The sequence below is a fragment of the Alkalibacillus haloalkaliphilus genome, from assembly GCF_007991275.1.
Lineage (GTDB): Bacteria > Bacillota > Bacilli > Bacillales > Alkalibacillaceae > Alkalibacillus > Alkalibacillus haloalkaliphilus.
The window spans coordinates 124,867-150,427 of sequence record NZ_BJYA01000012.1 but is presented as its reverse complement, the minus strand read 5'-3'; the positions used below and the strand labels follow the sequence as shown (position 1 = coordinate 150,427).

General features: G+C 36.5%; 33 protein-coding genes. 9 read left to right on the top strand and 24 right to left on the bottom strand.

Annotated elements, in window-relative coordinates:
• Nucleotides 1–58 precede the first annotated feature (58 nt).
• Nucleotides 59–1,303 (top strand): helix-turn-helix domain-containing protein, encoded by a 1,245-nt coding sequence (locus AHA02nite_RS09370; protein WP_146816632.1) that lies wholly within the window; start codon nt 59–61, stop codon nt 1,301–1,303.
• Between the two features lie 22 nt (nt 1,304–1,325).
• The gene (locus tag AHA02nite_RS09365) at nt 1,326–2,099 is read left to right on the top strand and encodes an enoyl-CoA hydratase (protein WP_146816630.1); all 774 of its coding nucleotides are present in this window, start codon (nt 1,326–1,328) and stop codon (nt 2,097–2,099) included.
• Nucleotides 2,100–2,163: 64 nt separating this feature from the next.
• On the opposite strand, the gene AHA02nite_RS09360 is transcribed toward AHA02nite_RS09365, so the two are convergent.
• Together AHA02nite_RS09360 and AHA02nite_RS09355 are read right to left on the bottom strand one after the other, a co-directional pair.
• On the bottom strand, nt 2,164–2,727 hold the full coding sequence (locus tag AHA02nite_RS09360) for an NADPH-dependent FMN reductase (protein ID WP_146816628.1): 564 nt from the start codon (nt 2,725–2,727) through the stop codon (nt 2,164–2,166).
• Between the two features lie 67 nt (nt 2,728–2,794).
• Entirely contained in the window at nt 2,795–3,322 is a 528-nt protein-coding gene (locus tag AHA02nite_RS09355) for a DNA topology modulation protein (protein ID WP_146816626.1), read from the bottom strand.
• Between the two features lie 286 nt (nt 3,323–3,608).
• Here AHA02nite_RS09355 and AHA02nite_RS15425 point away from each other — a divergent pair, with 286 nt between their 5' ends.
• On the top strand, nt 3,609–4,181 hold the full coding sequence (locus AHA02nite_RS15425; RefSeq protein ID WP_146816624.1) for a 3D domain-containing protein: 573 nt from the start codon (nt 3,609–3,611) through the stop codon (nt 4,179–4,181).
• Between the two features lie 41 nt (nt 4,182–4,222).
• On the opposite strand, the gene AHA02nite_RS09345 is transcribed toward AHA02nite_RS15425, so the two are convergent.
• The 3 genes from AHA02nite_RS09345 to AHA02nite_RS09335 form a co-directional block, all read right to left on the bottom strand.
• Entirely contained in the window at nt 4,223–4,639 is a 417-nt protein-coding gene (locus tag AHA02nite_RS09345) for an organic hydroperoxide resistance protein (protein ID WP_146816622.1), read from the bottom strand.
• Nucleotides 4,640–4,709: 70 nt separating this feature from the next.
• Nucleotides 4,710–6,773: a putative bifunctional diguanylate cyclase/phosphodiesterase gene (locus AHA02nite_RS09340; protein ID WP_146816620.1), complete on the bottom strand. Its 2,064-nt coding sequence runs from the start codon at nt 6,771–6,773 to the stop codon at nt 4,710–4,712.
• Between the two features lie 136 nt (nt 6,774–6,909).
• Nucleotides 6,910–7,107, bottom strand: coding sequence for a cold shock domain-containing protein (locus tag AHA02nite_RS09335; RefSeq protein ID WP_017185847.1), 198 nt, complete (start codon nt 7,105–7,107; stop codon nt 6,910–6,912).
• Between the two features lie 263 nt (nt 7,108–7,370).
• Between AHA02nite_RS09335 and AHA02nite_RS09330 the strand changes: the two genes are divergently transcribed.
• Complete coding sequence (locus tag AHA02nite_RS09330; protein ID WP_170236039.1) at nt 7,371–8,126, top strand: SurA N-terminal domain-containing protein; 756 nt, start codon at nt 7,371–7,373, stop codon at nt 8,124–8,126.
• 39 nt (nt 8,127–8,165) lie between these two features.
• Here AHA02nite_RS09330 and AHA02nite_RS09325 read toward each other — a convergent pair whose 3' ends face one another.
• The 9 genes from AHA02nite_RS09325 to AHA02nite_RS09285 form a co-directional block, all read right to left on the bottom strand.
• A complete protein-coding gene (locus tag AHA02nite_RS09325; RefSeq protein WP_146816616.1) occupies nt 8,166–8,819 on the bottom strand; it encodes a class I SAM-dependent methyltransferase in 654 nt (217 codons plus the stop codon).
• Nucleotides 8,816–9,349: a DUF4269 domain-containing protein gene (locus AHA02nite_RS09320; protein WP_246118842.1), complete on the bottom strand. Its 534-nt coding sequence runs from the start codon at nt 9,347–9,349 to the stop codon at nt 8,816–8,818. Before AHA02nite_RS09320 ends, AHA02nite_RS09325 begins: the two co-directional genes overlap by 4 nt.
• 7 nt (nt 9,350–9,356) lie before the next feature.
• Nucleotides 9,357–9,698, bottom strand: a complete 342-nt coding sequence (locus AHA02nite_RS09315; protein ID WP_146816614.1) for an NIPSNAP family protein — start codon at nt 9,696–9,698, stop codon at nt 9,357–9,359.
• 73 nt (nt 9,699–9,771) lie between these two features.
• On the bottom strand, nt 9,772–10,815 hold the full coding sequence (locus AHA02nite_RS09310; RefSeq protein WP_146816611.1) for a hypothetical protein: 1,044 nt from the start codon (nt 10,813–10,815) through the stop codon (nt 9,772–9,774).
• Nucleotides 10,802–11,314: an RNA polymerase sigma factor gene (locus tag AHA02nite_RS09305; RefSeq protein WP_146816609.1), complete on the bottom strand. Its 513-nt coding sequence runs from the start codon at nt 11,312–11,314 to the stop codon at nt 10,802–10,804. The genes AHA02nite_RS09310 and AHA02nite_RS09305 overlap by 14 nt, the downstream gene beginning before the upstream one ends.
• Before the next feature lie 207 nt (nt 11,315–11,521).
• Nucleotides 11,522–11,929 carry an arsenate reductase (thioredoxin) gene (gene arsC, locus AHA02nite_RS09300; protein ID WP_146816607.1) on the bottom strand — a complete coding sequence of 136 codons (408 nt, stop codon included), beginning with the start codon at nt 11,927–11,929 and terminating at the stop codon, nt 11,522–11,524.
• Between the two features lie 11 nt (nt 11,930–11,940).
• A complete protein-coding gene (locus AHA02nite_RS09295) occupies nt 11,941–13,242 on the bottom strand; it encodes an arsenic transporter (RefSeq protein ID WP_146816605.1) in 1,302 nt (433 codons plus the stop codon).
• A 17-nt stretch (nt 13,243–13,259) separates the two neighbouring features.
• Nucleotides 13,260–13,601 (bottom strand): ArsR/SmtB family transcription factor, encoded by a 342-nt coding sequence (locus tag AHA02nite_RS09290; RefSeq protein ID WP_146816603.1) that lies wholly within the window; start codon nt 13,599–13,601, stop codon nt 13,260–13,262.
• A 127-nt stretch (nt 13,602–13,728) separates the two neighbouring features.
• Nucleotides 13,729–14,517, bottom strand: a complete 789-nt coding sequence (locus tag AHA02nite_RS09285) for a YfhO family protein (RefSeq protein ID WP_146816601.1) — start codon at nt 14,515–14,517, stop codon at nt 13,729–13,731.
• Between the two features lie 139 nt (nt 14,518–14,656).
• Between AHA02nite_RS09285 and AHA02nite_RS09280 the strand changes: the two genes are divergently transcribed.
• Nucleotides 14,657–15,079 carry a disulfide oxidoreductase gene (locus AHA02nite_RS09280; RefSeq protein ID WP_146816599.1) on the top strand — a complete coding sequence of 141 codons (423 nt, stop codon included), beginning with the start codon at nt 14,657–14,659 and terminating at the stop codon, nt 15,077–15,079.
• Between the two features lies 1 nt (nt 15,080).
• The gene (locus tag AHA02nite_RS09275) at nt 15,081–15,497 is read left to right on the top strand and encodes a thioredoxin family protein (RefSeq protein ID WP_146816597.1); all 417 of its coding nucleotides are present in this window, start codon (nt 15,081–15,083) and stop codon (nt 15,495–15,497) included.
• A gap of 17 nt (nt 15,498–15,514) precedes the next feature.
• On the opposite strand, the gene ytzI is transcribed toward AHA02nite_RS09275, so the two are convergent.
• Together ytzI and AHA02nite_RS09265 are read right to left on the bottom strand one after the other, a co-directional pair.
• Nucleotides 15,515–15,676 (bottom strand): YtzI protein, encoded by a 162-nt coding sequence (gene ytzI, locus AHA02nite_RS09270; RefSeq protein WP_146816595.1) that lies wholly within the window; start codon nt 15,674–15,676, stop codon nt 15,515–15,517.
• 70 nt (nt 15,677–15,746) lie between these two features.
• Nucleotides 15,747–16,901: an acyl-CoA dehydrogenase family protein gene (locus AHA02nite_RS09265; protein WP_246118841.1), complete on the bottom strand. Its 1,155-nt coding sequence runs from the start codon at nt 16,899–16,901 to the stop codon at nt 15,747–15,749.
• A gap of 158 nt (nt 16,902–17,059) precedes the next feature.
• Here AHA02nite_RS09265 and AHA02nite_RS09260 point away from each other — a divergent pair, with 158 nt between their 5' ends.
• Nucleotides 17,060–17,365: a YggT family protein gene (locus AHA02nite_RS09260; RefSeq protein ID WP_146816593.1), complete on the top strand. Its 306-nt coding sequence runs from the start codon at nt 17,060–17,062 to the stop codon at nt 17,363–17,365.
• Between the two features lie 16 nt (nt 17,366–17,381).
• Here the strand turns inward: AHA02nite_RS09260 and AHA02nite_RS09255 are convergent, their stop codons facing one another.
• The 8 genes from AHA02nite_RS09255 to AHA02nite_RS09220 form a co-directional block, all read right to left on the bottom strand.
• Nucleotides 17,382–18,266: an EamA family transporter gene (locus AHA02nite_RS09255; RefSeq protein ID WP_146816591.1), complete on the bottom strand. Its 885-nt coding sequence runs from the start codon at nt 18,264–18,266 to the stop codon at nt 17,382–17,384.
• A 15-nt stretch (nt 18,267–18,281) separates the two neighbouring features.
• On the bottom strand, nt 18,282–18,608 hold the full coding sequence (locus AHA02nite_RS09250; RefSeq protein WP_146816589.1) for a hypothetical protein: 327 nt from the start codon (nt 18,606–18,608) through the stop codon (nt 18,282–18,284).
• A 134-nt stretch (nt 18,609–18,742) separates the two neighbouring features.
• Nucleotides 18,743–19,705 (bottom strand): ring-cleaving dioxygenase, encoded by a 963-nt coding sequence (locus AHA02nite_RS09245; RefSeq protein ID WP_146816586.1) that lies wholly within the window; start codon nt 19,703–19,705, stop codon nt 18,743–18,745.
• A gap of 93 nt (nt 19,706–19,798) precedes the next feature.
• Nucleotides 19,799–20,323 carry a GNAT family N-acetyltransferase gene (locus tag AHA02nite_RS09240; RefSeq protein WP_146816584.1) on the bottom strand — a complete coding sequence of 175 codons (525 nt, stop codon included), beginning with the start codon at nt 20,321–20,323 and terminating at the stop codon, nt 19,799–19,801.
• Nucleotides 20,324–20,344: 21 nt separating this feature from the next.
• Nucleotides 20,345–20,785: a pyrimidine dimer DNA glycosylase/endonuclease V gene (locus AHA02nite_RS09235; RefSeq protein WP_146816583.1), complete on the bottom strand. Its 441-nt coding sequence runs from the start codon at nt 20,783–20,785 to the stop codon at nt 20,345–20,347.
• A 10-nt stretch (nt 20,786–20,795) separates the two neighbouring features.
• Nucleotides 20,796–21,656, bottom strand: a complete 861-nt coding sequence (locus tag AHA02nite_RS09230) for a 5'-3' exonuclease (RefSeq protein ID WP_146816581.1) — start codon at nt 21,654–21,656, stop codon at nt 20,796–20,798.
• A gap of 12 nt (nt 21,657–21,668) precedes the next feature.
• On the bottom strand, nt 21,669–21,953 hold the full coding sequence (locus tag AHA02nite_RS09225) for a hypothetical protein (protein ID WP_146816579.1): 285 nt from the start codon (nt 21,951–21,953) through the stop codon (nt 21,669–21,671).
• Between the two features lie 425 nt (nt 21,954–22,378).
• Entirely contained in the window at nt 22,379–23,521 is a 1,143-nt protein-coding gene (locus AHA02nite_RS09220) for a M20 family metallopeptidase (protein WP_146816577.1), read from the bottom strand.
• A gap of 165 nt (nt 23,522–23,686) precedes the next feature.
• Between AHA02nite_RS09220 and AHA02nite_RS09215 the strand changes: the two genes are divergently transcribed.
• Both AHA02nite_RS09215 and AHA02nite_RS09210 read left to right on the top strand, forming a co-directional pair.
• Nucleotides 23,687–24,262, top strand: coding sequence for a sigma-70 family RNA polymerase sigma factor (locus AHA02nite_RS09215; RefSeq protein ID WP_146816575.1), 576 nt, complete (start codon nt 23,687–23,689; stop codon nt 24,260–24,262).
• On the top strand, nt 24,255–25,388 hold the full coding sequence (locus tag AHA02nite_RS09210) for a DUF3221 domain-containing protein (protein ID WP_146816573.1): 1,134 nt from the start codon (nt 24,255–24,257) through the stop codon (nt 25,386–25,388). Before AHA02nite_RS09215 ends, AHA02nite_RS09210 begins: the two co-directional genes overlap by 8 nt.
• Nucleotides 25,389–25,561: the final 173 nt, after the last annotated feature.

Below are 25,561 nucleotides of genomic sequence, written 5' to 3'. Positions count from 1 at the left end.
CATTTCTCCACAATTCTCTTACAATAAAATTAAAATAAAGAAAATTAGGTGAACACATATGACAAATATTGGTGCTTTCATCCAATACTACAGAACGAAAAGTGGTTTTACACAAAAAGATCTTGCCAACGGGATTTGTTCTATTTCTTACTTAAGTAAAATCGAGAACGGGACAATTGAACCAAGCCATGATGTCATCATGTCCCTATGCGATAAACTAGATGCTCCATACGAGGATTTAATCTCAGTCGAAAATGAAGATTTACATGATGACATTTATAATTTATATAAATTGATCACCAAGAAAAATTTTAATGAAGCTAAGTCATCTTACACACATTTAAAGAGTATGATTACACCATTTCATCAATTACAGACTTTACATTTCTTTCGATTAATTGAATTTTACTACTTAGTAGAAACGAAACAAGAAGATGCCATGAACCAACCTATTGAACAAATACACAACATGAAAGAAAGCTTCACTGGTGAAACTCTTTATCTTTTCAACAAAATATTAGGGGTATATTACATCCATTGTGCTTACCCAAACAAAGCTATCAATTACTTCAAAGACGCTGAAAGAATTCTAGTCGAGTATTCGTTAAAAGACCCTGACTTGTATTATTTGTTAGCTGCGACATATACAAGAATGGAGGAGCCTGTCTTAAGCAACCATTATTGTCAGGTCGCAAAGGAGCAATTCATTGGGGAGTTCTTCTATCCAAAAATTACTGATTGTTACGTATTATTTGGGATTAATTATACATTATTAAAAGAATTTGAACTGGCAAAACAGTACTTATTTCAAATATTAGATTCTAGACCAATGATGGATTCAGAATTAGTTACCGCTAACTTAAAACATAATATAGGGTTTATGTATTGTGAAATGCGTGAGTGGAAAAAAGCCATTCCATATTTAGAAGATGCCATTCATTCTTTCAAATCTTTTTATGAAAAACTACACTCCTATCATTTAATTGCAAAAGCTCATTATTACTTGCAGGAAATTGAGCAGTCTGTATCGTATATTGAACAAGGTGAAGTGATAAGTAAGAGGATTAATGATGTCAAACTTAAGTGTCAGCTCGAGATCTTAACAGCACAAGTTAACAATGAAGTAGGCGAATCATCATTTGTCGAGAAAGCAGAAAATAAGTGGATTCCTTATTTAACTGAAGTTGGTGAACGTCATACTTTAAAAGAGCTGTATAGAATATTAGGAGAATCACTTAAAGAGAGAGAACTATATAAGTTATCTTCTTACTACTTTCAACAATTAGCCAAAGAATCAATATAACGCCAAAGTGAGGTTTTACACAATGTCAGAAACAGTGCTTTTAAACTATGAGAACGATGTTGCAACAGTTACACTTAATCGTCCTGAGCAGCTCAACGCCATGAATGAAGAGCTTCTCGTAGACCTTCAAGAAAAGTTAGATGAAGTTCAAAGAAGTGAAGCTAAAATACTAGTCATCACAGGTAATGGGAAGGCATTCTCTGCCGGTGGGGATATGAAAATGATGCTTCAAGCAAGTGGCTCTGATACTTTTAACGATGTTATGTCTAAGATTAGAGATATAGTTTTAACGTTATACCAAATGCCTAAAATAACAATATCCGCTCTTAACGGTGCTACAGCAGGATTAGGTTTAAGTATCGCTTTAGCATCTGATTATGTTATAGCTAAGTCTGACGCAAAAGTAGCTATGAACTTTATTGGAATTGGTTTAATCCCAGATGGTGGTGGCCATTTCTTCATGGAACAACGAGTTGGAACTGTAAAAGCTAAACAACTCATTTGGGAAGGTAAAACGTTAACAGCGAAAGAAGCTGAACAACTACAATTAATAGATTTATCAACTGATGAAGATCTAAATCAAGTCGTTAATGGATATGTCCATAAATTAAAACATGCTCCAATATTAGCTATGATTGAATCTAAAGGCATTCTGAACTCTCAGCAATTAAGTAAGCTAAAAGCAATCTTAGATTCAGAAACAAACGGTCAATTATCTATGCGCCAAACGGAAGACCACCAAGAAGGTGTACAAGCGTTTCTAAATAAAAGACAACCACAGTTTACTTGGAAATAAACATAAAATTAGCACCAAACTCGTTTTAAGAGTTTGGTGCTTCTTATTATCTCTATGTAAGAGTTTAATAATTCAAATGATCCTCTTCAATAATTAATTGACTCATTGTAATATAATGAGAAAAAACTCTTGCCAACTCATAAACCCTTCCTCTCACATCTTCATCTATCAATTCATTATCATGTGAAAAGTGAGAAGGATGTGTATAAACATAGTTCGGAGTTATTAAACTACGAAAATAATCTAATATTGGCTTTAATTGATTTTCAATTACAAGATGATGTTGGATCGTTCCACCATTAGCTAATATTGATACAGGTTTATACCTCATAGCTTTTGGCGAAATTAAATCAAATAAGTTTTTCAAAGCACCTGGTATAGACCCTTGAAAAATAGGAGTTGCAACTATATAACCGTCTGCATTCTCAATACGGTTAATGACTGACTGGGTTTCGTCTGAATATTGTTCCTTAATTCGACCATCTGCAAATTCCAATTGATAGTCCTCTAAGTTTATATGTTCAATTTCTTTAATTGCTGAGAATTGTTTTAATTGGCTCTCTACTTCATGTAGTAACACTTTTGTTTTTGAACCAACTACTGTCCCGTTTATTAAAACAACTTTCACACTCTTACCCCTCTCATTGATGAACGGATGATTATATATTCTAGCTTATTACACTTCATCATACGTGTCACACATCTTGCATACTTAAATTAGTTATATAATCTTCTGCTTCCTTAGGAGATTTAAACTCAATAATGTTAACATGTGAACTCGATTGACGTAGCATTTCTTCTAGAATTGGCTTTTGGTGTTTAGGGAAATCCCAAATGTACTTTAAGAAACTAATAGGTAATCGCTCTTGACAGCCTTCCCCCATATCAGGTCTTGTCTTGCCCCTATATTGAAAACGTCTCTTAAAAGCCCTGACTAAACAAACTCGTCTAGAATAATTCAAATAGATCACTGTGTCAGCGTGCTCCATTCTAATGTCAATTGTCGAAGGATAAAAACCATCGATGACCCACTGTTTTCCCTTCACAATCTCTCTATTCAATTGTATCCACTCTTTCCGGTCAATTTGAACCCAATTAGGTTGCCAAAATAGCGAATCCAAATGAATAACGGATATGTCCAACACTTCACCTAAACGACGAGAAAGACTTGATTTCCCTGCACCACTTGAACCTACAACTAAAATGCGGTTCAATCCATTCATCCTTTCTGACCCCTTACCCAGTCATTGCAAACGGCCTAGTTGCAAATACCTACTAATTTAACTATATTATAAAACATTTTTCAACATCTATACGTAATCAATTTGACTTATTTGTATGTTATTAATATTTAGATTTTTTACAAACAATGTCATATGATTGTTATCTGTTCGTATAGGCACTGTGATTGACCTGTTAAACACAACTGTTATACTATCCCTCGGGCTTCAAAAACAAGGTAATAGTCCTATTGAAGTGAATTTTTATCCATCTATGGAGGTATATTTAATGAAAAGAACAATAGTACTAATGTTGGGAGTCGGCTTGTTAATAGCCCTTCTATTAGTAGCTTTTGATTCTGATATAAAAGAAGCAAACACACATCAAGAAATGACAACTCATATATCTGAATTAGAGCAATATACAAAGGGGTATGAAACAGCCTCAACTCAACTCGAAGCAAGAGAACAGATTACGATCATTGAACCTGAGACTACTCAACAAGCTGAGAATAATAACAACTCTAGTAATGAAGGCGATATACAACAAGTTAGTCAGCAAGAAGAAGCAACCGAAACCATGTATATGACAGCAACAGCATACACTGCTTACTGTGAAGGTTGTAGCGGCACGACTTATACAGGGGTTAATTTAAGAGAAAACCCTGACCAAAAAGTAGTCGCTGTTGACCCTGATGTTATTCCGTTAGGTTCAACTGTATGGGTAGAAGGTTATGGAACAGCAGTTGCTGCAGATATCGGGGGCGCTATTAAAGGTAATCGTATTGATTTATTTATCCCTGATGAAGCTGAAGCAAATAGGTATGGTGTTAGACAAGTTAGAGTCGAAGTTATTGATTAGTAAAAAAGCCGATCTGAGTAGATCGGCTTTTTCTTATGTTATTATTTAACTTTTGCCTCTAATTCAACTTCAATGTTATTTCTCGTTGCTTTTGAGTAAGGGCAAACTTGGTGTGCTTCATCCATTAACGATTGAGCTTCGTCTTGAGACACACCTTCAATTTCTGAGATTAGCTTAACAGCGATTTTAAATCCACCGTCTGACTCATCTTTCATGAAACTAACCTCACCATGTGTAGTAGAATCAATGTCTTTACCGTTATTTTTAGCTACTAGATTTAATGCACCATCATAACAAGCGGCATAACCAGCAGCAAAAAGCTCTTCTGGGTTTGTCCCTTTTTCATCCGTGTCTTCAGTCGGCATAACGACATTTAAATCAATCACACCATCTTCTGACTTAACGTGGCCACCACGACCACCTTTTGCTGTCGCTTTAGCTGTAAATAAGTTACTCATTAGCAACACTCCTTTATTATTTTCCTCAGTCTATTACATACCCGATTTTCTCTTATATCATGCACTTAATTCAAACTTTATTAAAAAGATTACTTATATAGTACTGTTCATACCACTTTAATAACTCTTCAGAAGACATAGGTTTTGCAAAATAAAACCCTTGTATTTCACTTGCGGATGTATCTTTAATAACCTCAAGGTGCTCAGAATTCTCTATCCCTTCCACAACAACTCCAAGTGACAAAGTATTCCCAAGATTTATAATGTCTCTCAGAAATTGTTGCCCCACTACATCTTCAGTAATACCTTCTAAAAATGATTTATCAATTTTAACTTGATCGATTGGTAATCTTTTTAAATAGGTCAATGAAGAAAAACCTGTTCCAAAATCATCAAGTGCTGTTGAAACTCCTAACTCTCTCAATGCTTGGATAGTATTCAGAGCATTTTCTTCATCTTCAATAATACTACTTTCAGTCATCTCAAATTCTAACTCATGAGGGTCTACATTATACTTCTCAATTATTTTCTTCACATCTAGGGCAAAGGCTTTTTCTGAAAGTGTACGGTTTGATAAATTAATGGCGACTTTCCCAACATCTATACCATATTCTTTCCACTGATTCATTTGCTTACAAACATGCTCGATTAACCATAAAGTAATTGGATGAATTGCACCCGTTTCTTCAGCGACCGGAATGAAATGGTTAGGTGGAATAAAACCTAGTTCATCATCCTGCCAACGTATCAATACTTCTACACCGCTCAATTCAAAAGTATGATTTGCAATTTTAGGTTGATATTTAACAATTAATTCTTGGTCATAATCAATCAACCTTAACCGTTCAACTAATCGATCTGTTAAGCCTTCACGGTGTAAAGAATCTGTATACATTGCATACTGGCCAATTAACTGATCACCATTTGCACTCAACACAGCGTAAGCCTGCTCCATTAAATTGTTTGTACTTGTTGTTGTCGTTGGTTTACACGATAAGCCAATACTTATGTTTAAACCATAGTTCATATTAGTTTTACAAGAACTAATTAAGTCTTTCGAAAAGATCTCCAACTTGTACTTAGGGTCCAGTTCATTTACTATAACAGCAATTTTCTTATTACTAATTCGATAAACTAAAAGTTCTCGTCTAGAGAAATTGCTGCGGTAAGCCGACTTAATCTGCTCAACTAATACTTTAATTGTTTCATCACCGGTTTGATAGCTGTACTTATAATTAATAGTGTCCAAAGCGTGTAAATGAACAATTGCCAAACCAACGTCATTGGACCTTTCCAAACCTTCTAGCTTTTGATCAAACATTTTACGGTTTGGCAAGTTCGTTAAGTGGTCATAATGCTCCAAACGTTTTTCTAATTGGCGATCAAAAGACGTGCTAGCTATAGAAAATAAAACAATACTAATGACACTTACCGTTACGCTAATAACTAAGACCTCTATTGAGTCGTGTCCACTGTGATTCATGTGTGCCATCGATTCCTCTAAGTCAAAGTATGTTGCCATCATGCCTGTATAATGCATGCTTGCTACACCAATTCCTAATAAAGAGGCTATAACTACTTTATTACGAACCTTCATTTTTTCAGGTTGATTAATTAATATGTATAGAGCAATAAATGAAATAAAGAGCGCAACTAAAACCGAAAATACAACTCCAATATAGTTATATACTATTGAGCCTTCCTCCACGACAATTGCTTCCATTCCACTGTAATGCATTGTGGCAATGCCAATCCCCATAACAGATGAGGCTATAATTAATTGAATGGGACCCTTTTTCTGTTCGTATGCAAACCAAAACGCAATAAACGCCGCAACGATCGCTGGAATGACTGACAGTATAGTTAATATCCAATCATAACTCATTGGCGCTTGAACATGATAGGCGGTCATGCCAATAAAGTGCATTGACCAAATTCCTAACCCCATAGTTAATGAGGCTAACACTATCCAATAATACGGATGAATCAACCCATTATGATAAAGACGTTCATTTAACGTAAGTGCACCATAAGATGCAAAAATAGCGATTAAAACAGATAATACAACAAGTGAAGAGTCATGAGATCCTTTAACACTGATTGTTATTAACAAGTTGTAGTCATGAATGTCCATTCTGATCCTCACTCTCTTAGATAATAAAAACTTACACTTATTTTAAAACAGATCACTGCTAAAAAATAGCAATTTTTAAAACGACATAAAAAAAGTGTGTAGCATAGCGCTACACACTTTAGATATTGTAGGTCAATTACTGAGCAACTACGTTAGCTGCTTGTGGACCACGGTCGCCTTCAACGATTTCAAATTCAACGCTTTGACCTTCTTCTAGCGTTTTGAAACCTTCAGCTTGAATTGCTGAGAAGTGTACGAATACGTCGTCACCGTCTTGGCGCTCGATAAATCCGAAACCTTTTTCTGAGTTAAACCATTTTACTGTACCTGTCATATTAAATGACCTCCTTAAAAAATAATCTTTGAAACAATTGAATCTTGTTACTTCAGACTTCTTTTAAGAGAGGCCAATCAGTAAACATCGATATCAATCATTCGTTCAATTAATACTTTACTCTCTTTTTGGGTAAAATGCAAGGGAAAAGACAAATATTACAATTATTTTTCATTTCGCACGTTTTCTTGTACTTAACAAATCCACTATGCTACAATGCATACTCGAAACATTTTATCAAAACAACAAAGGATGTGTTTTTAATGAAGAAGCTGCTATTACTATTAGTATTAGCTATATTCTCAATCGTGATGGTCGCTTGTGGCGGTGATAACGGTGAAGAAGAGGGAGCGCAAGAAGGTGAAACTCCTGATGTAGAAGACGAGCTACCTACTGATGAGGAAGACTTAGAAGATATGGAAGTTTCTGATGTAGATGAAGATGAAGTTGTTGCAACTGTAGATGGTGAAGAAATCACAGGTGCTGAATTACTTCAAGGTGAACAAGCTGTAGGTCAACAATACGCACAGATTGGCATGGATCCTCAACAAAATCCAGAAATGATCCGTGAAGCTGCACTTGAACAAGTGATCAATTCGAAAGTTGTTGAATTAGCAGCAATTGAAGAAGGTTATGAACCATCTGAGGAAGAACTTGATGAAGAAATTAACAACCAGATCTCTGGCATCCAAGAACAACAAGGTCTAGAATCTGAAGAAGATGTATATGAAGAAATTGAAATGACTGAAGAAGAAGTTCGTGATGAAATTTCAACAATGCTTCTAATTAACAATTATCTTGAAGAAAGCATAGAAGAATCTTCAGCTTCTGAAGAAGAAATTGAAGAAGCATATGAAGAGTATGCAGCTCAAATGGAAGAGATGGAAGAAGAAGTTGGAGAATTAGATGAAGTAAGAGATCAACTTGAAACTCAAGTTATGCAACAAAAAGAATCTGAGCAAATGGAAGAAATGATCAACAACCTACGTGATCAAAGCGACATCGAGATTCTAATCTAAATATATGTAAAAGGTTGAGCTCTAATAGCTCAACCTTTTTTATTTCTTTAATATAAACAACCACATAAATGACAAGCTTTGTTTTAACTCATGCGATAATTGATTAATATGGTTGGTTTGAACACCTTGTTTATAAACTCCCATTGAGTCCACTACTTCTATATCTTGTTCTTGAGCCATTTTCTCAAACTCCCAAGGCATCATCGTATTACAAATAACTTCTTCACCATATAACCTTCTATAGCTATGATTTCTCGGTCCTGCTGTTGGGCCTAAAATGCCAAAAACCATATAACCACCTGGTTTTATAACACGTGAGATCTCTTTAAACGCATCAGCTGGTACTTCTGTCCATTCTAATGAATTAATTGCCATCAAACTATCAAATGATTGATCCTCAAATGGTAACTGTAGCATGTCTGCTTGAAGAAATTTCAGTCGCTCAATGTCTTCAGATAACCTACTTTGACAAAATGAAATCATTTCATGTGATAAATCAACACCTGTGACTTCATAGCCTTGGTGCCACAGCTTATATGAACCATAACCATCACCACATCCAAGGTCTAAAACCGAATCACCTTTAGGGACTTGTTGTTCAAAAAAAGGAATAATCGTTTTACGGCTCCCACTATCCCACATCTCTCTTGCTTGATCATGCCATTTTGCATCACTCACCAAAATACACCTCATTTAATAAAACCATTTTGCTTACCAAACTCTAACAACCCACTATAAGGGTCACCATCAATTCCTAACACTTCACAAAACGCAGGCTCTGTCTTATACCCTTTTTCTTTTAAATCGATAATTTGTTGTTTCAAACTTTCTTCTCTTTTCAAAATTTCAGCTTGAACCACCATATGTAAATAAGCATGTTGGTTATGTGTTGGTTGATTTTGAGCAAAAATTTCAAACTCAAAACCGTCAAAGTTAAAGTTCGCTTTCACAACCGATTCTGCTCTAATTAGTTTCCGCTCTAACGTAAAGTCTGATAAATGGCCATATAATTTTAATACCTTCTGTTCAAAATCATCAAAGTTGTTAACATTAAAAATGACGTCCAAATCTGATTCCTCTAAGTCAATTTGTAAAGGAATTGTACCACACACAATTGGATCATATCTTGAAAGATCATTTAAAATATTTAACTCATTTATAGCGGTTAAAGCTTTCTGCTGTCGATTGTTCCCGAACTTCATTGCTACTAATGGGTCAAACAAATCAAAATCACCTCTCAACTGTAGAGTATATTTCTTCATCATTAACTGATACTAATTGTTTTGAGATAACATAATCACGACCACCGTGCCTATCATACCAATCCTTCACGCGTTTAACATGGGCTCGATCACCACGTACTTCTTCTTCAATTTGTACATAAGATCCATAGCTGTCGTATTCCCAAATCGCAAAAATTTCAACTAAACCATCTTGGTCATTCGTCATCCACCGACCAACTAAACGTGAGCCGTGCTTAATCTGTGTTGGTAATAAGTTTTGATTGAAATGTTTATTAAACGTACTAACAAACTCACTTTTCACTTGATACGTTTTCTTTCGGTAAAACAACCTAACGCCCCCCCTAAAATGAAAAAGCTTATTAGTAACATTTTACCAATAAGCTTTTATAAATTCTATATCGTTATTGATTGATGGAGTTAATAAGCAATTCTAACCTTGGCCATATTCCATCGCCAGCTTCAATCGAGTAACTGTACTCAATCATTAAAACGTCGCTATTAATTTCTAAAATGAAATAACCTTCTCCAATATCGACCGACTGATGATAACCTTCAAACGCCGTTTCAAACTGTGACAGATCGATTGGGGATTCGCTTATATTATGTTGTTCCTCCATCATTTGTTGAGTTTCATTTAGAGCTTGATCTTCAATCACACTTATTGTAACTTCTACCCGGTATTCATCATTATTATTATGATGTGTGACTGAATCGTCCCCTACTTCAACATGCGATAAAAACTGATCCATTTGATACGTGATGTCATAAGGCTGAAGATCGTAAGTTGTTACTTCAGTGTCTTCTTCCATTCCCTCGATTAAAATAGTTGTTGGGTCAACTGATACTTCCTCAACCGATAACGTTCCTTCAACGTCTTCTAATTGCTCAAATTCCTCTAACACAACTGATGCTTCAGTATCATCTTTCTTAACTGAAAACAATAACTCTCCTTCATTCGGGAGTAAGCTTTCTTCAACAGATAAATTAAGTGTAAAAGAATAGCTACCCTCCATTTCATGGGTCATATTGTAAACGTCATCTCCTGCATTAGCTATATTTTCTCCGTCAACCATTACAGCATACTCGAAGCTTTCAACGTCTTCTGGTGGTACTCCTCGCACCCGATAATCACCGTTTTCACCCTCAACTTCAATGGTTTCAACTATTTCAGAAGCAGTAACTTCTGATTCCTCTTCTATCTTTGTTGCTTGCTCTAACTGATCATTGTCGATAAACATCGTAAAGCTAATCACTGAAAATAGCGCAACAGCTGCAATAGTTCCACCTAATATGATCCACTTCTGCAACTTATTGCGATCTCTTTTCTTTTGAGCATGTTTAATTAGATTAGTGCGCATTTCGCTTTTTTTCTGTTCATCCATTTTTAGGGTATGAACCTGTTGACGTAACGATTCAACCTCTTGTTCTTCATTAAATCGATCCATCTTCAATACCTCCTTTGCGTTGAAGTGCTTTTACCGCTCTATGATAAGTGACACTAACTTTACTTTCTGACCAGCCTAGAACTTCAGCTACTTCACGAACTGACATCTCTTCAATCCCTCTAAGCAATAGCACTTCTTGGTAATTCGGTTTTAATTCAGAAATAAATTGATATAGTAAAGAACTAGCTTCTTTTTGTTCATATATTTCTTCTGGCGATTGATCGACTTTAGGATTTTGATATTCCTCATATTGTAGTAAGCGACGCCAATCTCGCACTTTGTTCTTCCTCGTATAGTCAACGGCTAAGTTTCTAGCAATCGTTAACAGCCACGTTTTAGGGCTGGCATCTCCTTTAAAGGAATGGCTATGATCAATTGCTTTTATAAAAACATCTTGAACTAAATCTTCAACATCAGGACTTCCTAACCGAAAGGCCAAAAACCGATACACATCATCAGCATATAAGTCGAACCATCGCGCAATTAAATCTTCATCCATGTGTGTACCTCTCTTTCTACCCGTTTAATTATTAGACGCACTAGCCGTCATCATCTTACAGAAAAAAGTTATATTCTCTCTTTAAATCATACAGCTATCGGAACATTTATAAAATGTTCATATTTCACCCGACTTTGCAATGTTCCAGCTCAAGCATAAAAATAAAAAGCTTCGCCGAATTTAATTTTCGGGCGAAGCTTTTTAACATTATTTCAGATCTTCTATTCGACGTTTAATCTCGTCACGAACATCACGGAACACTTTGTTAACCTCTTCTTCTGTTCCTTCTGCTTTAGCTGGGTCAACTAACCCCCAGTGAGCAGTTTCTACACCTGTAGGAATCACAGGACAATTCTCTTTCGCGTCACCACATAATGTGATAACTAGTTTTGATTCGTTTAAAACATTTTGATCGATAACCTGTGACTCTTGGTTTCGGATATCAATGCCGATCTCATCCATCATTTCAACCGCTTTAGGATTGATCCCATGTGCTTCAATACCTGCACTGTAAACATCCCATTCATCACCTAAGATCTCTTTCCCTAATCCCTCTGCCATTTGACTACGGCATGAGTTTCCTGTACATAAGAAATAAATAATTGGCTTATTCATTAAAATCACTCCTATAAATTAACTAAAACTAACGAGATGTATAAACCGAATAACGTGATGACTAAGACTGGCACTGTTAGAATGATCCCTACTTTAAAGTAATAACCCCAAGAAATATGAATGCCTTTCTTGTATAAGACGTGTAGCCATAATAAGGTTGCAAGTGAACCTATTGGTGTAATTTTCGGACCTAAATCACTACCAATTATATTTGCATAAATTAAAGCTTCTTTGATTACACCTGACGTATTTGTCGCATCAATCGCTAAAGCATTAATCATAACTGTTGGCATATTATTCATAACCGAAGATAAAATCGCTGCTAAAAAGCCCATAGCCATCGTTGCCGCTAACACACCATGCTGTGCTGAGGCTTCTATTAATTGTGCTAACACATCAGTTAAACCAACATTACGCAAACCATAAACGACAACATACATACCAATTGAGAAGAAAACAATGGCCCATGGTGCGCCTTTTACGACCTCCATTGTCGGTACAGCCGAACTTCGCTTAGCTAGGATTAAAAAGATTATTGCTATAAATCCTGCTACAAATGATACAGGTACCGTCTCTAAACCTTCTGTCATAAAGTAACCAATTAACAATAAACCTAACATAACCCAAGAAATGCGAAATAGCTTATCGTCTTTAATCGCTTCTTTAGGCTCCTTTAAATTAGCTAAATCATAGTCTTTCGGTATAGATTTTCTGAAAAATAAATACAACACAATGATACTAGCAACCATCGAAAATAGATTAGGGAGCATCATCCGTAACATATACTCGACAAACCCTATTTCGAAAAAGTCAGCTGATACAATATTGACTAAGTTACTAATAACTAGTGGTAAAGATGTCGTATCAGCAATAAAACCACTTGCCATAATAAAAGGTAAAATCATCGCTTCTTTAAAATTAAGTGCTCGAACCATCGATAAAACGATCGGCGTTAAGATTAGAGCAGCTCCATCATTAGCAAACAATGCTGCTACAGCCGCTCCTAAAAGAGTCACTAACACAAACATTTTCACACCACTACCGCCAGCGAGCCGTGCCATATGTAACGCTGACCATTCAAAGAAACCAATTTCATCTAATATTAGAGAAATAATAATAATCGCGACAAATGCAAACGTCGCATTCCATACGAGTTCTGTTACATCAACTACATCTTGTAACGTCACAACGCCAACAATTAAAGCAACTAAAGCACCTGCACAGGCTGACCACCCGATTCCTAACCCTTTAGGTTGCCATATAACTAAAGTTAATGTTGCTATAAATATAATGACAGCAATTGTTATGTCCATGGTGTACCCCTCTCACTCTACTTACATAGTAAGTTTTGTCTCTCTAACTCTTGCAATTTGTCTTCGATACTTGGTAGTTCATTAAGTATCTTTTCAATAACATAATAAACTTGATGCTCGTCATTAATTTTGTAATAAACCCAATTACCTCTTCGTTTTTCTTGAACTAATTTAGCATCTTTTAACTTTCTTAAATGCTGACTTATAGCTGGCTGTGACATACTTAATAACTCAACTAGTTCACAAACACAAAGCTCTCTTTCATACACGTACTGCATAATGGACAGTCGGGTCTTTTCACCGAGTAACTTTAATACACTTGAAAGCTCTTCTGTCGTCACCTTTGTTTGTATTGTCACGTTCAACCACCCCTATATAAGTAAATGCTTATATTATAATATAGGTTTTACCCCTCACATTTCAACCTGATTTACAAATTCTTAATAAAAAAAGAACTGCTGATTTACCATCAGCAGCTTTGTAAAATTAATTTAGTTCATTCCATGTAAAAGAAATTGATCCTTCGATGTTTTTTCCGTGAAAGATGATTGGCAGTTCGCCGTCTTGAGCTATGTCTAATTCATAAAGCCACTCGTCACCATCACCTATATATTCAATAGATCCTAGATCAGTTGCAGAAGGGTGAATCTTTAACCCGTGTGGAAGTGCGTCATCTTCTAAGTCCCAGTCAACTCGAAGCTCATAATGATGACCTGCTTCTACTGGAATCTCTACGACTTCTTCTCCATTAATTCGATCAAATGAAGCATAATATTCACGATCACTTTGTTCAATCGTTAACCCTTCAGTAATTGACGGGTTAGCTATTAAAATGACCAATAATACAACGATTGCAGGAAAACCAACAATAAATGGTCGCTTCCTCGACTGTCTCGCATATCTTTCTATAAAATAAAATAGTATAAACGCCACAACCGTAAATATACTACTATACAAAACTAAATATATGTACATTAAGAATGATGAAAAAATAAATGGCGAATAGGCCAGAAACCAAATAAGCATACCTGAAACCATATAAAGTGATACGTACATTCTTTTCGAATCGTCTTCTAACTTTTTAGCCAACCATTCATTAACATAAGAACTAATCATTAAATATAAAATGAATATAGCCCAGATTAATGGGTTTGATAACAATTCATAAGCCTCTGCTAAATGAAAACCTGAATATAATAAATATATAACATATGCAATTAATAGCGTCACAAAGGCTGTACCAATTCGACTGCTAAAACTATGAAATTTACCCATGCATGTACCTCCAATCTTTTATAATCATACACTATTTTATTTAGTTAGAAAATGTTCAAACAAATTACTTACTTTAATTACCCATTCATAATATAATTCTTATATAGTCTCAATGTTTTAATGATAGGAGATTCGTATAATGAATAAGAGAGCTGAAAATTTAGCAGTATTTAGTTGGATCATTGCTTTAGTGGCAACATTAGGTTCATTATACTTTTCTGAGATTAAACACTTCGAACCATGCCTTTTATGTTGGTACCAACGGATTATCATGTACCCGCTTGTATTAATCTACTTAATTGGGATTATTATTAAAGACCATAAAGTGTTCATATATGGAATTGCCTTTTCAATTATCGGCCTTTTAACGTCTTGGTATCATTATGCGATTCAAAAGGTGACGCTGTTACAAGACTCATCACCTTCATGTGGACAAGTTTCTTGTCTTGCTCAATACATTAATTGGGGAGGGTTTATTACAATCCCTTTCCTTGCTGGGACAGCCTTTACGTTAATTCTCATTATAAGCGTCATTGGTTATAAATATTCAAAGGAGGACTAATATGAAGAAATTATTAATTTTCGGTGGTGTCATCGTTGTTTTATTTATCGCACTAATTTTATTAGTGGATGCTTCTTCTGAAGACGTTACAGATGATCCGCTACATGATAACGAAGTCACACCTGGTGAACTAGAAACGAAGTTAGAAGAGGAAGATCAAGTGACAGTGTACTTCCATAGCCCTGAATGCCAATACTGTTTAGAAACAACACCTGTCTTAGTACCACTTGCAGAGGACATGGATGTTGATTTAGTCCTTTACAATTTACTAGAGCACGAACAAGGCTGGCACAATTATGGACTTGAAAGCACGCCTACTGTAGTACATTATGAAAATGGTGAAGAAGTTAACCGAATAGTTGGCGCAGCTCCAGAAGAAGAATTTGAAGCATTTCTAAACCATTATGCTTTAGATTAATACAAAAGCGAGGACATTTATTTGTCCTCGCTTTTTTCTGTACCTTTAGGTTCTTCCGATTCATCACCCGGTAAAGGATCAACTTGATGGCTATACGCATACCCTTTTGAAATAGCAACGATGGTTAGTATGGTTACAATGACTATAACCACAATTGATATAATTAATACGGTCGTCATGATCAACGTCTCCTTATGGCATCATTACATTCATTATAGTTTTGTCTATTTTTACTCGCAAGTATACTGTCTATTCATCTAAGGCCAATGCTGCCAATTGTTCGTAAACAACATCATCTAATGGTGGGTTGTGCAACCCTGCTCGGACATCACGATAGTATCGTTCAAAGTTAAAAGTTTTTGAAAGACCTCTACCACCTGCTATTCGCATTGCTAAATCGACTACCCGTTGCGCATCATTCGTAACATTTACTTTCACCATAGCTATTTCATTTACTAACCGTTCTCTTTGCTCTTCTTCATCCCATCTTCTTGCTAAATCAAATAAAAGGTGACGCGAACGCATAAGTAACAAATTCATCTCACCTAACTTTTGTCTTACTTGATGTGTTTTCGCTATTGGGTGATCTAAACTGTTCGGCTGAAAACCTCTGGCAAATGTAACAGCATCTTTTAAAGCTGCTTGCGCAATCCCTAAATAACATGCTGGTATATGTAACAGCCATGCTTTAGGTAATGATTGCTTGTTACCGTTGTGCTCTACATGAAATTCTGAATCAATCAAAACATCATCCAATACAAGGTCATCACTACCAGTTCCTCTCATCCCTAACGTATCCCACGTGCGGTCTATAGATACACCTTCTTTTAACATATCAACTAAAAACCAACTGACACTCTCTTCTTCAGGCATATATGCTGACACTAATGCATAATCTAACTTTTCAGCCATCGTCGTGAACGTTTTACGACCATTTAGCAGGTATACATCTTGACCTAAGACCGCGGTCGTTTCTGGTTTTCCTCCACGTGTAGGACTTCCTGTGTTTCGTTCAGTTGATGCGCGGTTAAAAAGTTTTTGTTTAGCTGCTTCTTTTGCAATAAATTCATTAATTGAATTAGACCAAATTCCTTCTGCTTTAATTTCCATTAATAAACCTAAATGCCAACCGACAGATAAAGCTGTGGCACCGTCTCCTTCAGCTATTTTTACTTGCATCAGTAACCATTCATATAAGCTTAAATCTTCCCCACCATATGTTTCTGGTAAGACGATTGATAAATAGTTATACCGTTTTAACACTTTTAACGTTTGATCTAAAAAACGGGCTTCTTGATCAGCTACTTTAGCATACTGGCTTACTTGATCACTTATCTTTGCCGCTTTTTCATATAATTCTACTTGTCGTTCGCTTTTTAGAAACACTTCATCATTCAATCCCACGACAAGAACTCCCTTCTTATGACTATCCAATCTCAAAGTATAAATTATCTTATGCAAGAACTGGGATTTAGCATATAATAAATGCACATTTTTAAGAATTGATTTTAAGTTTAAAAAGAAAAACTTTGAGGAACATAATAAGTAGAGGAGGGGTTAAAATGAAAGGTATTGGATTTATAAATCATTTAATTAATATTGTAATTGGTATTGTTCAATTGATTTTAGGCTTTCGAATTATATTAAAGCTGTTCGGCGCTGCAGAAACAGCACCATTTGTTGAATGGGTTTACAATACTAGTGATCCTCTCTTACATCCTTTTGAAGGAATTTTCCCATCAACGGTGCTAGATGGAACGTTTGTCATTGAGTTTTCTGCTATCTTCGCATTTTTAATTTATACACTCATAGGCTACTTTCTAACAAGTTTAGTAACAGGTTTTGACCGTCGTTGGAATAAAGAATAAAGCTAAGCGTTTAAGCTTAGCTTTTTTTACGAGCAGTTATATAGTTTAAAACCTTAGGCTTATTAGCAAGCAATAGTAAACCGATTATTAATAATAATAGGCCAAACCCAGATACGATCGTTAAAGGCTCACCAAGTAAAAGGATTCCAAGAAGGGCTGCTGTTACCGGTTCTGCCAAAGCTAACGTAACAGCCATTGATGCAGGAATTCCTTTCAAACCTCTAGCAAACAACAAATAAGCTAGTGCTGTTGCAATTAAACCTAAGTGCAACATACTGATCGCACCACTACTTTGAACCAACCAGCTCGTATCATAAACAAAAAGGATCGGCAGTAAGAATATTGCGGCTGTACTAAAAACGACGGCAACTACAACGTCAGATGGATAATTGGTCACAAGATCTTTACTAACAAACGTGTATATGGCAAAAGCTAGCCCTGCCATTAATGAAAACATCATCCCCAGAAAATTAAAAGTAACCGTCTCTCCTGACTGAAACAATAATAAGCAACCGACTACCGCCAGAACTGTCGAAATAGCCCAAACGAGGTCAGGCAGTCTTTTATGTATAACGCCTTCCATTAAGCCTGCAAAAATTGGCGCACTACAAATCGCAATAACAGTCCCGATCGCTACCCCTGTTAAGTCAACACCTGAGAAGAAAAATGGTTGATACAATGCCATTGCAATTGCACTAATGAGTAAAGGCTTTTTTGGTATACCTTTGATCGATAACCGCTTCTGAAAATAGACCAATAAAAATAAAGAGCCACCACCAATTAGTAACCGTAATGCACCTACGACTAATGGTGTTGACTCTTCTGGTGCTAACGCTTGTGCTGTTCCTGTTGTTCCCCATAAAATAGCCCCGATTAAAACGAGCCATACACTACTTCTCATAACGAAACACACCTTTTAAAATGGCAAATGACGCTCAAACCTTACAAATGAATAAATACGCATAAATAAAACTAAAGATAAAACTAAAATTAAAGGAATTTTAATGTACTCAATTTCAGCAAAGTAGACTAAAATTAACCCTACAAACGTAAGGCCCGCCAAAAAGTTAGAATAACGACCATTAAGTGGCGTATTACTAACAGCTAAAGATGATACTTTCTTAATCTTATCAAAGTAACATTGTTTACAATAAGCTTGGACCATAAAAAAGATCTGTGTTGTAAACAAATCTTTCCTCGTCTCAATTAACTTTTCACAGTTTTGACAATGGACTTGTCTCATTATATGTTCACCTTCTATAAACTATTAATCTATCTATTTATTGTATCAGTTTTCAGTCAAAAATGAAGTTAGTTTTACCACACTTTAGCTTGATTAAAAGCCAGCTACTTAAACGTATGCTGGCTTTTAATCAATTAATAATCAATTGGCTTTAATTTTTGACTAATTTCATCTCGCTTCTCTTCTAAAAATGGAGGCAATGCTAACGTTTCTCCTAAGTTCAGTTCGTCTTCATCTGTCGTAAATCCTGGTCCATCTGTTGCAAGCTCAAACAGTATTCCATTCGGCTCTCTAAAATAAACAGATTTAAAGTAATACCGATCAACGAACCCAGAATTGCCAAGCTTAGATTGGTTTAATCGTTCAATCCATTGATGAAGCTCTTCTTCATTTTTAACACGAAAAGCAACGTGATGTACGCCTCCTCGCCCTAAACGCTCAGGCGGCAAGTCAGGACGAACATGAATATGCAGCTCAGCACCAGTTCCACCTTTTCCTGTTTCAAATACAACAACTTCATTTCCAGCTGGCGTAAATTCATATGTCCCAACTCTCTTAAACCCCATCACTTCAGTTACAACTGTTTCCGTTCGCTCAATGTCTGGAACGGTTAAATGAATAGGACCTAACCCAACAATTCCATGTTGAGGATCAGCTTTAGAATGTTCCCAAGCTGTGCCACCGCTAACACCTTCATTGTGCTCATCAGACACTAATATTAAGCGTTGCTGTTCATGATCACGAAACGGGATGACAAGACGACCAAACTGTTCAACAATCCCTTCATGTTTCACGTCAAATTGGGTCAGACGTTCCTCCCAATATTTAAGTGCTTGATCATTTGGCACACGCAATGATGTCGTAGAAATACTGTTATTGCCATCATGGTTTTGCCCAATTCGTGGTATCTCAAAGAAAGTCAACTCAGTACCTGGGTTACCAACTTCATCACCATAAAACAAATGATACATTGAAGGGTCATCTTGATTAACGGTTTTCTTTACTAATCTCATACCTAACACTTTGGTATAAAAATCAACATTCTCTTGTGCACTTTTAGTCATAGCTGATAAATGATGAATTCCTAAGAGCTCCATGTGTAAAGTCCCCCTAAACATTAGTTAGTTGAAGAATAACAGATTAAAGCTCAATTCCCTAACTATTACCCTTATCACCTAAATACATTTGTATTAATCTCTAAGATCAATCCAGAAACGTCTAACGACATTGCCGTCTTCCTCAGTAAAAGGCAAACCTTGCATACCACCACACTTCTCAATAACACGCATAGACGCCTCGTTATCATCATTAGACGTTACTAATGCTCGCGGTACTTCTAATGCTTTTAGAAATTTTAACGTCTCTTTTAGCATAAAAGTGGCGTGCCCGTTTCCTCGTTCAGATGGTCTAACACCGTATCCGACGTGTCCGCCTGTTTCGAGTAAAGGGCCTGTTAAATCGTGGCGAATGTTACAAGCTCCCAAAATTTTATACTTTTCATCGACTAACCATCGCGTTGTCGCAGGAACATAGCCTTCTGGTAATCCTACACCTTCTTCAGTATCTATTAAACCTTGAACGAGTGCTTCAAAGTTTGTTGGATCTTTTCTTAATGCTGAAGGTATAATTTCTTCCCCACTATTTACCCATTCTTGGTAGAAATCCATATAGGCGTCTTGTAATGATGTTGTTGGTTTAACTAATTTTAGGCTCATACAAATTCCTTTCTTTCTTACTTATTTCGCAAATCTTTCCCAATGTTCTATGGAACCTTCAATGATGTTAAACATTGGGTGTGGCTTTAAGTCGTTTGAATTATAATATTTAAGTTGGTCAAAACGACTAGGGTCTCGCGTTTCTAGTTTTCTTAACAAATGCTCCCATTCATAACCAATTTGACCAGTCGTCACAGGTATTTCAGAAACTTCTTCAGGCGCAACAATTTTAGTCCGATCAAAGCGATAGCCACGTAACGTCGCTTCTTCATGAACACCACTTAAGTAATGGCCAATCGCACCTATAGGATTCTCTTGCTCGCGAAATCGAATAAGCTGCGGATGATTACGATAACCCTTTGTCTCACCTAATAAGACTTTTTGCGCCAGTAAGGTTTCACGCCATAGGGCGACAAGTCCTTTTGCATCTAAATATGTTGGATGAACTGACCATAAACGCATTTGATCTCTCCTAGACGTATTCTCCTAATCGTTTAAATTCTAATTCGTTGAACTTTTCAATGACACGTTCACGATTCATTTTAAATTCTGCATCGTTTAAATCACACGTTACTCCTGCTTGACAATGGATTTCAGCTAGCTTACGTAAAAGGTGAATCATTTCAAGGTCGTTTTCAAATTTCGTCTTTTGTGCTGTCGTCAATGTATCTAAATTATCTAAGATCGCATCTAGAGATCCATGGTTAATTAATAGCTTTAAAGCTGTCTTTTCACCAACACCTCGAACACCTGGATAGTTGTCACTCGAATCACCCATCATTGCTTTAAGGTCAATCATTTGTTTTGGTGTTATGCCTTTTTCTTCTAAGAAACGATCTGATTCATATACATCGTAGTTACCGTACCCTTTTTTCAATAAGGCTACTCGAATTCCATCATCTAAAAGCTGCAAAATGTCTTGGTCACCCGTTAATATTGTTACATCCGCTTCACCTTGATAAGTTAGAGCTAATGTTCCGATACAGTCATCAGCTTCGAAACCCTTTACCCCAACATTCGGGATGTCCATTGCTTCTGTAACTTCTTTCACTAAATCAAACTGAGGAATTAACTCTTCAGGTGGGGCACCGCGATTCGCCTTATATTCAGAATAAAGGTCATTTCTAAACGTATGACTCCCCATATCCCAACAACAAATAACGTGTGATGGTTGAAATGTATTTGTGGCTGTTAACAGATGACGAATAAATCCGTGAATCGCATTGGTCGGAGTTCCTTTACTGTTAATCATAAAATTATTGTTCATTGCTGTAGCGTAAAAGGCACGGAATAATAGTGCCATACCATCGACTAATAAGACGTGTTTGTTCATCGGTCTCCTCCATTACTTAATTTCGACTTTTCTAAATTGAGCAATCAGTTCTGCAGGATCTTGTTTTACTTGGTACGTAAAGACGCCTTTTGTTGTGTGCAAGTAAAAAAATCCGTATTTGTCTGACAGCATTTTATATGACATATCAAAGACAATTTTAAGGTCAAATTTATTCTCGGCTGTTATGATTTTGTCTTCGTATAGCTCAATAAAGTGTTCATCTTCAATATACTTTTTTTGAAAATTAATATGGTCAATCTCTCGCCTAAGTATGACATAGGGGTGTTTGTATAGCATGTGGTTGACACTCCTTATAACAAGCTAACTTTCATTATAGCATTGCCGCCTGCGAGATGTCTTTTCAAACAAAAAGGTTGATGCGTAGTATGCACCAACCTCTTTATTCATCTTATTAACGACCAACAATATCATGAGCACCTTAGCAACCGAAGTAACGATGAATGCGAGCGCTTGTCAATCTTCAAACTAAATGAAAGCGCTTGGCAGTCGAGGCACGAGGGAAGCTGAGGAGCGGAGTGACCACCGTAGGTCATGAGCACCTCAGCAACCGAAGTAACGACGAATGCGAGCGCTTCTCAATCTTCAAACTAAATGAAAGCGCTTGGCAGTCGAGGCACGAAGGAAGCTGAGGAGCGGAATGACCAGCGCAGGTCATGAGCACCTCAGCAACTGAAGTAACGATGAATGCGAGCGCTTGTCATTTAGTTTGAACCATATTCACACAACAACATCGCTAACAAAGCACTACGCTTCGGCATATCCTTAACCACTAAATGCTCATGATGCGCGTGAGCTCCATCACCGACAGCACCTAAACCATCTATAGTAGGTGAAATGGAGGCTGTAAAGTTTGCATCACTTCCTCCACCTGTTGACTCTTCTTCAAGTTCAAACCCTAAATAGTCTCGCGCTAAATCACTTGCACGTTCAAATAATGCTTCAATCTCATCTGTTCGCTCTAGCGGTGGACGATAAATTTCGCCTTCTATATCAATTTGGATGTCTTCATCATGCGATTTAATTTGTTCTATTAATGGGGCAACACGGTCCATCTCCTCTTGAGTTTGCACTCGCACATCAACAACTGCGTGTGCCTCTTCGGCGATTACGTTTTTAGATGAACCTCCATCTATAATTCCAACATTTACTGACGTCCCTTTATCATAGTCCGTTAAGTTTGATAGATACGTAATTTGTTCAGCTAACTCTTCAATAGCACTCGCGCCTTTTTCTGGTTCGATACCAGCATGTGATGACACACCGTGAATGGTAATGTCGTAAGTTCCTACACCTTTACGCGCTGTTTTAAGCGCTCCTTGACTACCTTGAGATGGCTCAAGTACAAATACAGCATCACTCTTTTCAGCTTCTGCCATAATGTAATCTTTTGAAGTTGGGCTTCCTAATTCTTCATCACTCGTCATCATGAGCACGATTTTTTTATTTAAATGTTTATTCAAATCTTTTAAACTTTGAATAGCATAAAGAGCTTGGACAATGCCGCCTTTCATATCAAACGTTCCTGGGCCATAAGCTTTACCATCTTTTATTTCGAATGGCATGTCTTCTAACGTTCCTTCCGGCCACACCGTATCAAAGTGTGTAACGATTAGAAGCTGTCGTTCACCTTCACCCCATTCAGCTCGAATGTGTGAAGAATATTCGTCACTTGGGAGTTTCTTATACGTGCCACCTGTCATTTCGATGAATTTTTCGCTTAAATAATTACCCATTTTCTCAGTTAAATGCGGTTCACTTGATGGTGATTCAATTAAAACTAAGTCTCGTAATAACGACACCATCTCGCCTTCTTTGCCTTGCAAATATCGGACTATGTCATCCATTCTATCTTGTTCCTCCGTTGTTTTTACATTGTGTATCAACTTTTATATTTTTCAAGTCTATTATACACTTTTTGAAAGAAAATCGTTAGGGGAGATTTTTCCTTAGAAACTTGCAACCTCGACAAATCCCGTGTCGTCTAATAAGTAAATGAAAGGAGGTTGGTTATGTCGGTCTCACAACTTCAAGCATTGCAGAAAGAAACGATCACTGAACAAGACCGTATTGAGCTTCTTGATTACTGCATGGAGCATTACGGCCATGACATCAAACGGGTCGTCTACTCCTATGTTCAAAACGAAGTCGATGCTGAAGACGTCACACAAGAAGTGTTTATGTCGGTTTACCAAAAGATTGATCAATTTAATCAAGATTCGCAGCTTAAAAGTTGGCTTATCCGTATTGCCATTAATAAGAGTAAGGACCATTTAAGGTCGTTTAAACATCGTCAGCAACGGTTGAAAGATAAACTGCTTCAATCTTTTAAAAAAGAATCTATCGAAACAACAACACCAGAAGATTTGTCTATTCAAACTGATGAAAACAAACAATTAATCAAGCAGATCTATGAACTCCCCACCAAATATAAAGAAGTCATTATTTTATATTACTTTGAACAATTCACAGTAAAAGAAATGGCTGACATTTTGAAATCGAACGAAAACACGATAAAAGCAAGACTAAAAAGAGGAAGAGATCGCCTAAAAACCATCATCGAGTCAGGAGGTGGCGACCATGGATGAAAAAATGAAGCACTTACGAGAAATTTATAAAAACGAAACAAGTTTTAGCGAAAAGGAGCGTCATGCGATTATGAGTAAAGCCAAGCACGAGTCTTCTAATAAGTCAGGTGGCCCATTGTTTCCATTTAAAATAGCTATTCCACTAGTAGCGACACTGCTGATTGCGTTTATTATTTTCGCTAGCAATGATGGCGGACCGTTATTTCAGCCTACGACAGGGAGCCCTGGAGAAGTACAAGATGAACAAGGACCAACAACTGATGGAGAACCTAGCATTGAAGGGTATGTCATGAAATCTGAAGATGACCGAATTTTGATTGTTGAACCTAGAAACAAGGATACTAGCAGCTACACAGCAGTATGGTACTCTGATTATGACTCAGATATAGAAATAGGACAAAAAGTAAAAGCTTGGCATTCAGAACAAGAAGATTCAGAACCTCCACATGCTGTTCCTGAGCTTATACAAGTTGTGGAGAGTGATGTCTCATCAGAGAACACCACACTAACTGAACATGAAGCATTGAAAAGAGCAATAGATGCGACTGATCTGAATGACTTTAGCATACCAGTTGTAAGAAAACTAGTATATATAGAACAACGAGATGAGTGGGAAATTAAAGTTGAAGATGCTTACAATGACCACTACTCACTTTTAAGAGTTGAAGATACATTGGAGTTTAGGGTAGGTAGTTTCTCACCCACAGACACTATTGAAGATGACCAAATCCCAGAACCCAACATCGAAGACATTATAACTGAATTCGAAAATGCCTACGACCGTTTAATTGAAACAGATGATGAACAAAGGCTCGTCAATTTCGATTCGACCGAAGAAATACGTGAAGACTTCACTAACATTATGAATGAAGAGTTCGTCGACTATTATTTAGATACCTACGTTGATGAAGAAGATGGCGAACTATATATCATCCCAACTGGTATGGAAGTGTTCATTGACCTTGAACAAGATTATGAAGTCAATGAAGTATCGGATACTGAGTACCATGTGATCCAAGAAGTTAATTACGAATTCACTGACCACATTGAGCTAACTTATCTAATTGAATACCATGATGAGAACTGGATTGTTCAAGATGTACTTTACGACCCAATTGATGAATAACCTTAATTTGCTGTCACTTTAAAAAGTGGCAGCTTTTTTTCTATTTGTTAGCCTCTGAATTATGGTAATATATTAAATATATTTCGCATCCCTTAATAATAGTTGATTGATTACATCATAAAAAATAAGAAAATTCCGTTTTCTTCTATGGTTATTTAAAAATTCACGATAAA

Coding starts and splice junctions, on each gene's coding strand:
- AHA02nite_RS09370 (WP_146816632.1), top strand. CDS start 59: ATGACAAATATTGGTGCTTTCATCCAATACTACAGAACGAAAAGTGGT.
- AHA02nite_RS09365 (WP_146816630.1), top strand. CDS start 1,326: ATGTCAGAAACAGTGCTTTTAAACTATGAGAACGATGTTGCAACAGTT.
- AHA02nite_RS09355 (WP_146816626.1), bottom strand. CDS start 3,322: ATGAATGGATTGAACCGCATTTTAGTTGTAGGTTCAAGTGGTGCAGGG.
- AHA02nite_RS15425 (WP_146816624.1), top strand. CDS start 3,609: ATGAAAAGAACAATAGTACTAATGTTGGGAGTCGGCTTGTTAATAGCC.
- AHA02nite_RS09345 (WP_146816622.1), bottom strand. CDS start 4,639: ATGAGTAACTTATTTACAGCTAAAGCGACAGCAAAAGGTGGTCGTGGT.
- AHA02nite_RS09340 (WP_146816620.1), bottom strand. CDS start 6,773: ATGGACATTCATGACTACAACTTGTTAATAACAATCAGTGTTAAAGGA.
- AHA02nite_RS09335 (WP_017185847.1), bottom strand. CDS start 7,107: ATGACAGGTACAGTAAAATGGTTTAACTCAGAAAAAGGTTTCGGATTT.
- AHA02nite_RS09330 (WP_170236039.1), top strand. CDS start 7,371: ATGAAGAAGCTGCTATTACTATTAGTATTAGCTATATTCTCAATCGTG.
- AHA02nite_RS09325 (WP_146816616.1), bottom strand. CDS start 8,819: ATGAGGTGTATTTTGGTGAGTGATGCAAAATGGCATGATCAAGCAAGA.
- AHA02nite_RS09310 (WP_146816611.1), bottom strand. CDS start 10,815: ATGGATCGATTTAATGAAGAACAAGAGGTTGAATCGTTACGTCAACAG.
- AHA02nite_RS09305 (WP_146816609.1), bottom strand. CDS start 11,314: ATGGATGAAGATTTAATTGCGCGATGGTTCGACTTATATGCTGATGAT.
- arsC (WP_146816607.1), bottom strand. CDS start 11,929: ATGAATAAGCCAATTATTTATTTCTTATGTACAGGAAACTCATGCCGT.
- AHA02nite_RS09295 (WP_146816605.1), bottom strand. CDS start 13,242: ATGGACATAACAATTGCTGTCATTATATTTATAGCAACATTAACTTTA.
- AHA02nite_RS09285 (WP_146816601.1), bottom strand. CDS start 14,517: ATGGGTAAATTTCATAGTTTTAGCAGTCGAATTGGTACAGCCTTTGTG.
- AHA02nite_RS09280 (WP_146816599.1), top strand. CDS start 14,657: ATGAATAAGAGAGCTGAAAATTTAGCAGTATTTAGTTGGATCATTGCT.
- AHA02nite_RS09275 (WP_146816597.1), top strand. CDS start 15,081: ATGAAGAAATTATTAATTTTCGGTGGTGTCATCGTTGTTTTATTTATC.
- ytzI (WP_146816595.1), bottom strand. CDS start 15,676: ATGACGACCGTATTAATTATATCAATTGTGGTTATAGTCATTGTAACC.
- AHA02nite_RS09260 (WP_146816593.1), top strand. CDS start 17,060: ATGAAAGGTATTGGATTTATAAATCATTTAATTAATATTGTAATTGGT.
- AHA02nite_RS09255 (WP_146816591.1), bottom strand. CDS start 18,266: ATGAGAAGTAGTGTATGGCTCGTTTTAATCGGGGCTATTTTATGGGGA.
- AHA02nite_RS09250 (WP_146816589.1), bottom strand. CDS start 18,608: ATGAGACAAGTCCATTGTCAAAACTGTGAAAAGTTAATTGAGACGAGG.
- AHA02nite_RS09245 (WP_146816586.1), bottom strand. CDS start 19,705: ATGGAGCTCTTAGGAATTCATCATTTATCAGCTATGACTAAAAGTGCA.
- AHA02nite_RS09240 (WP_146816584.1), bottom strand. CDS start 20,323: ATGAGCCTAAAATTAGTTAAACCAACAACATCATTACAAGACGCCTAT.
- AHA02nite_RS09235 (WP_146816583.1), bottom strand. CDS start 20,785: ATGCGTTTATGGTCAGTTCATCCAACATATTTAGATGCAAAAGGACTT.
- AHA02nite_RS09230 (WP_146816581.1), bottom strand. CDS start 21,656: ATGAACAAACACGTCTTATTAGTCGATGGTATGGCACTATTATTCCGT.
- AHA02nite_RS09225 (WP_146816579.1), bottom strand. CDS start 21,953: ATGCTATACAAACACCCCTATGTCATACTTAGGCGAGAGATTGACCAT.
- AHA02nite_RS09220 (WP_146816577.1), bottom strand. CDS start 23,521: ATGGATGACATAGTCCGATATTTGCAAGGCAAAGAAGGCGAGATGGTG.
- AHA02nite_RS09215 (WP_146816575.1), top strand. CDS start 23,687: ATGTCGGTCTCACAACTTCAAGCATTGCAGAAAGAAACGATCACTGAA.
- AHA02nite_RS09210 (WP_146816573.1), top strand. CDS start 24,255: ATGGATGAAAAAATGAAGCACTTACGAGAAATTTATAAAAACGAAACA.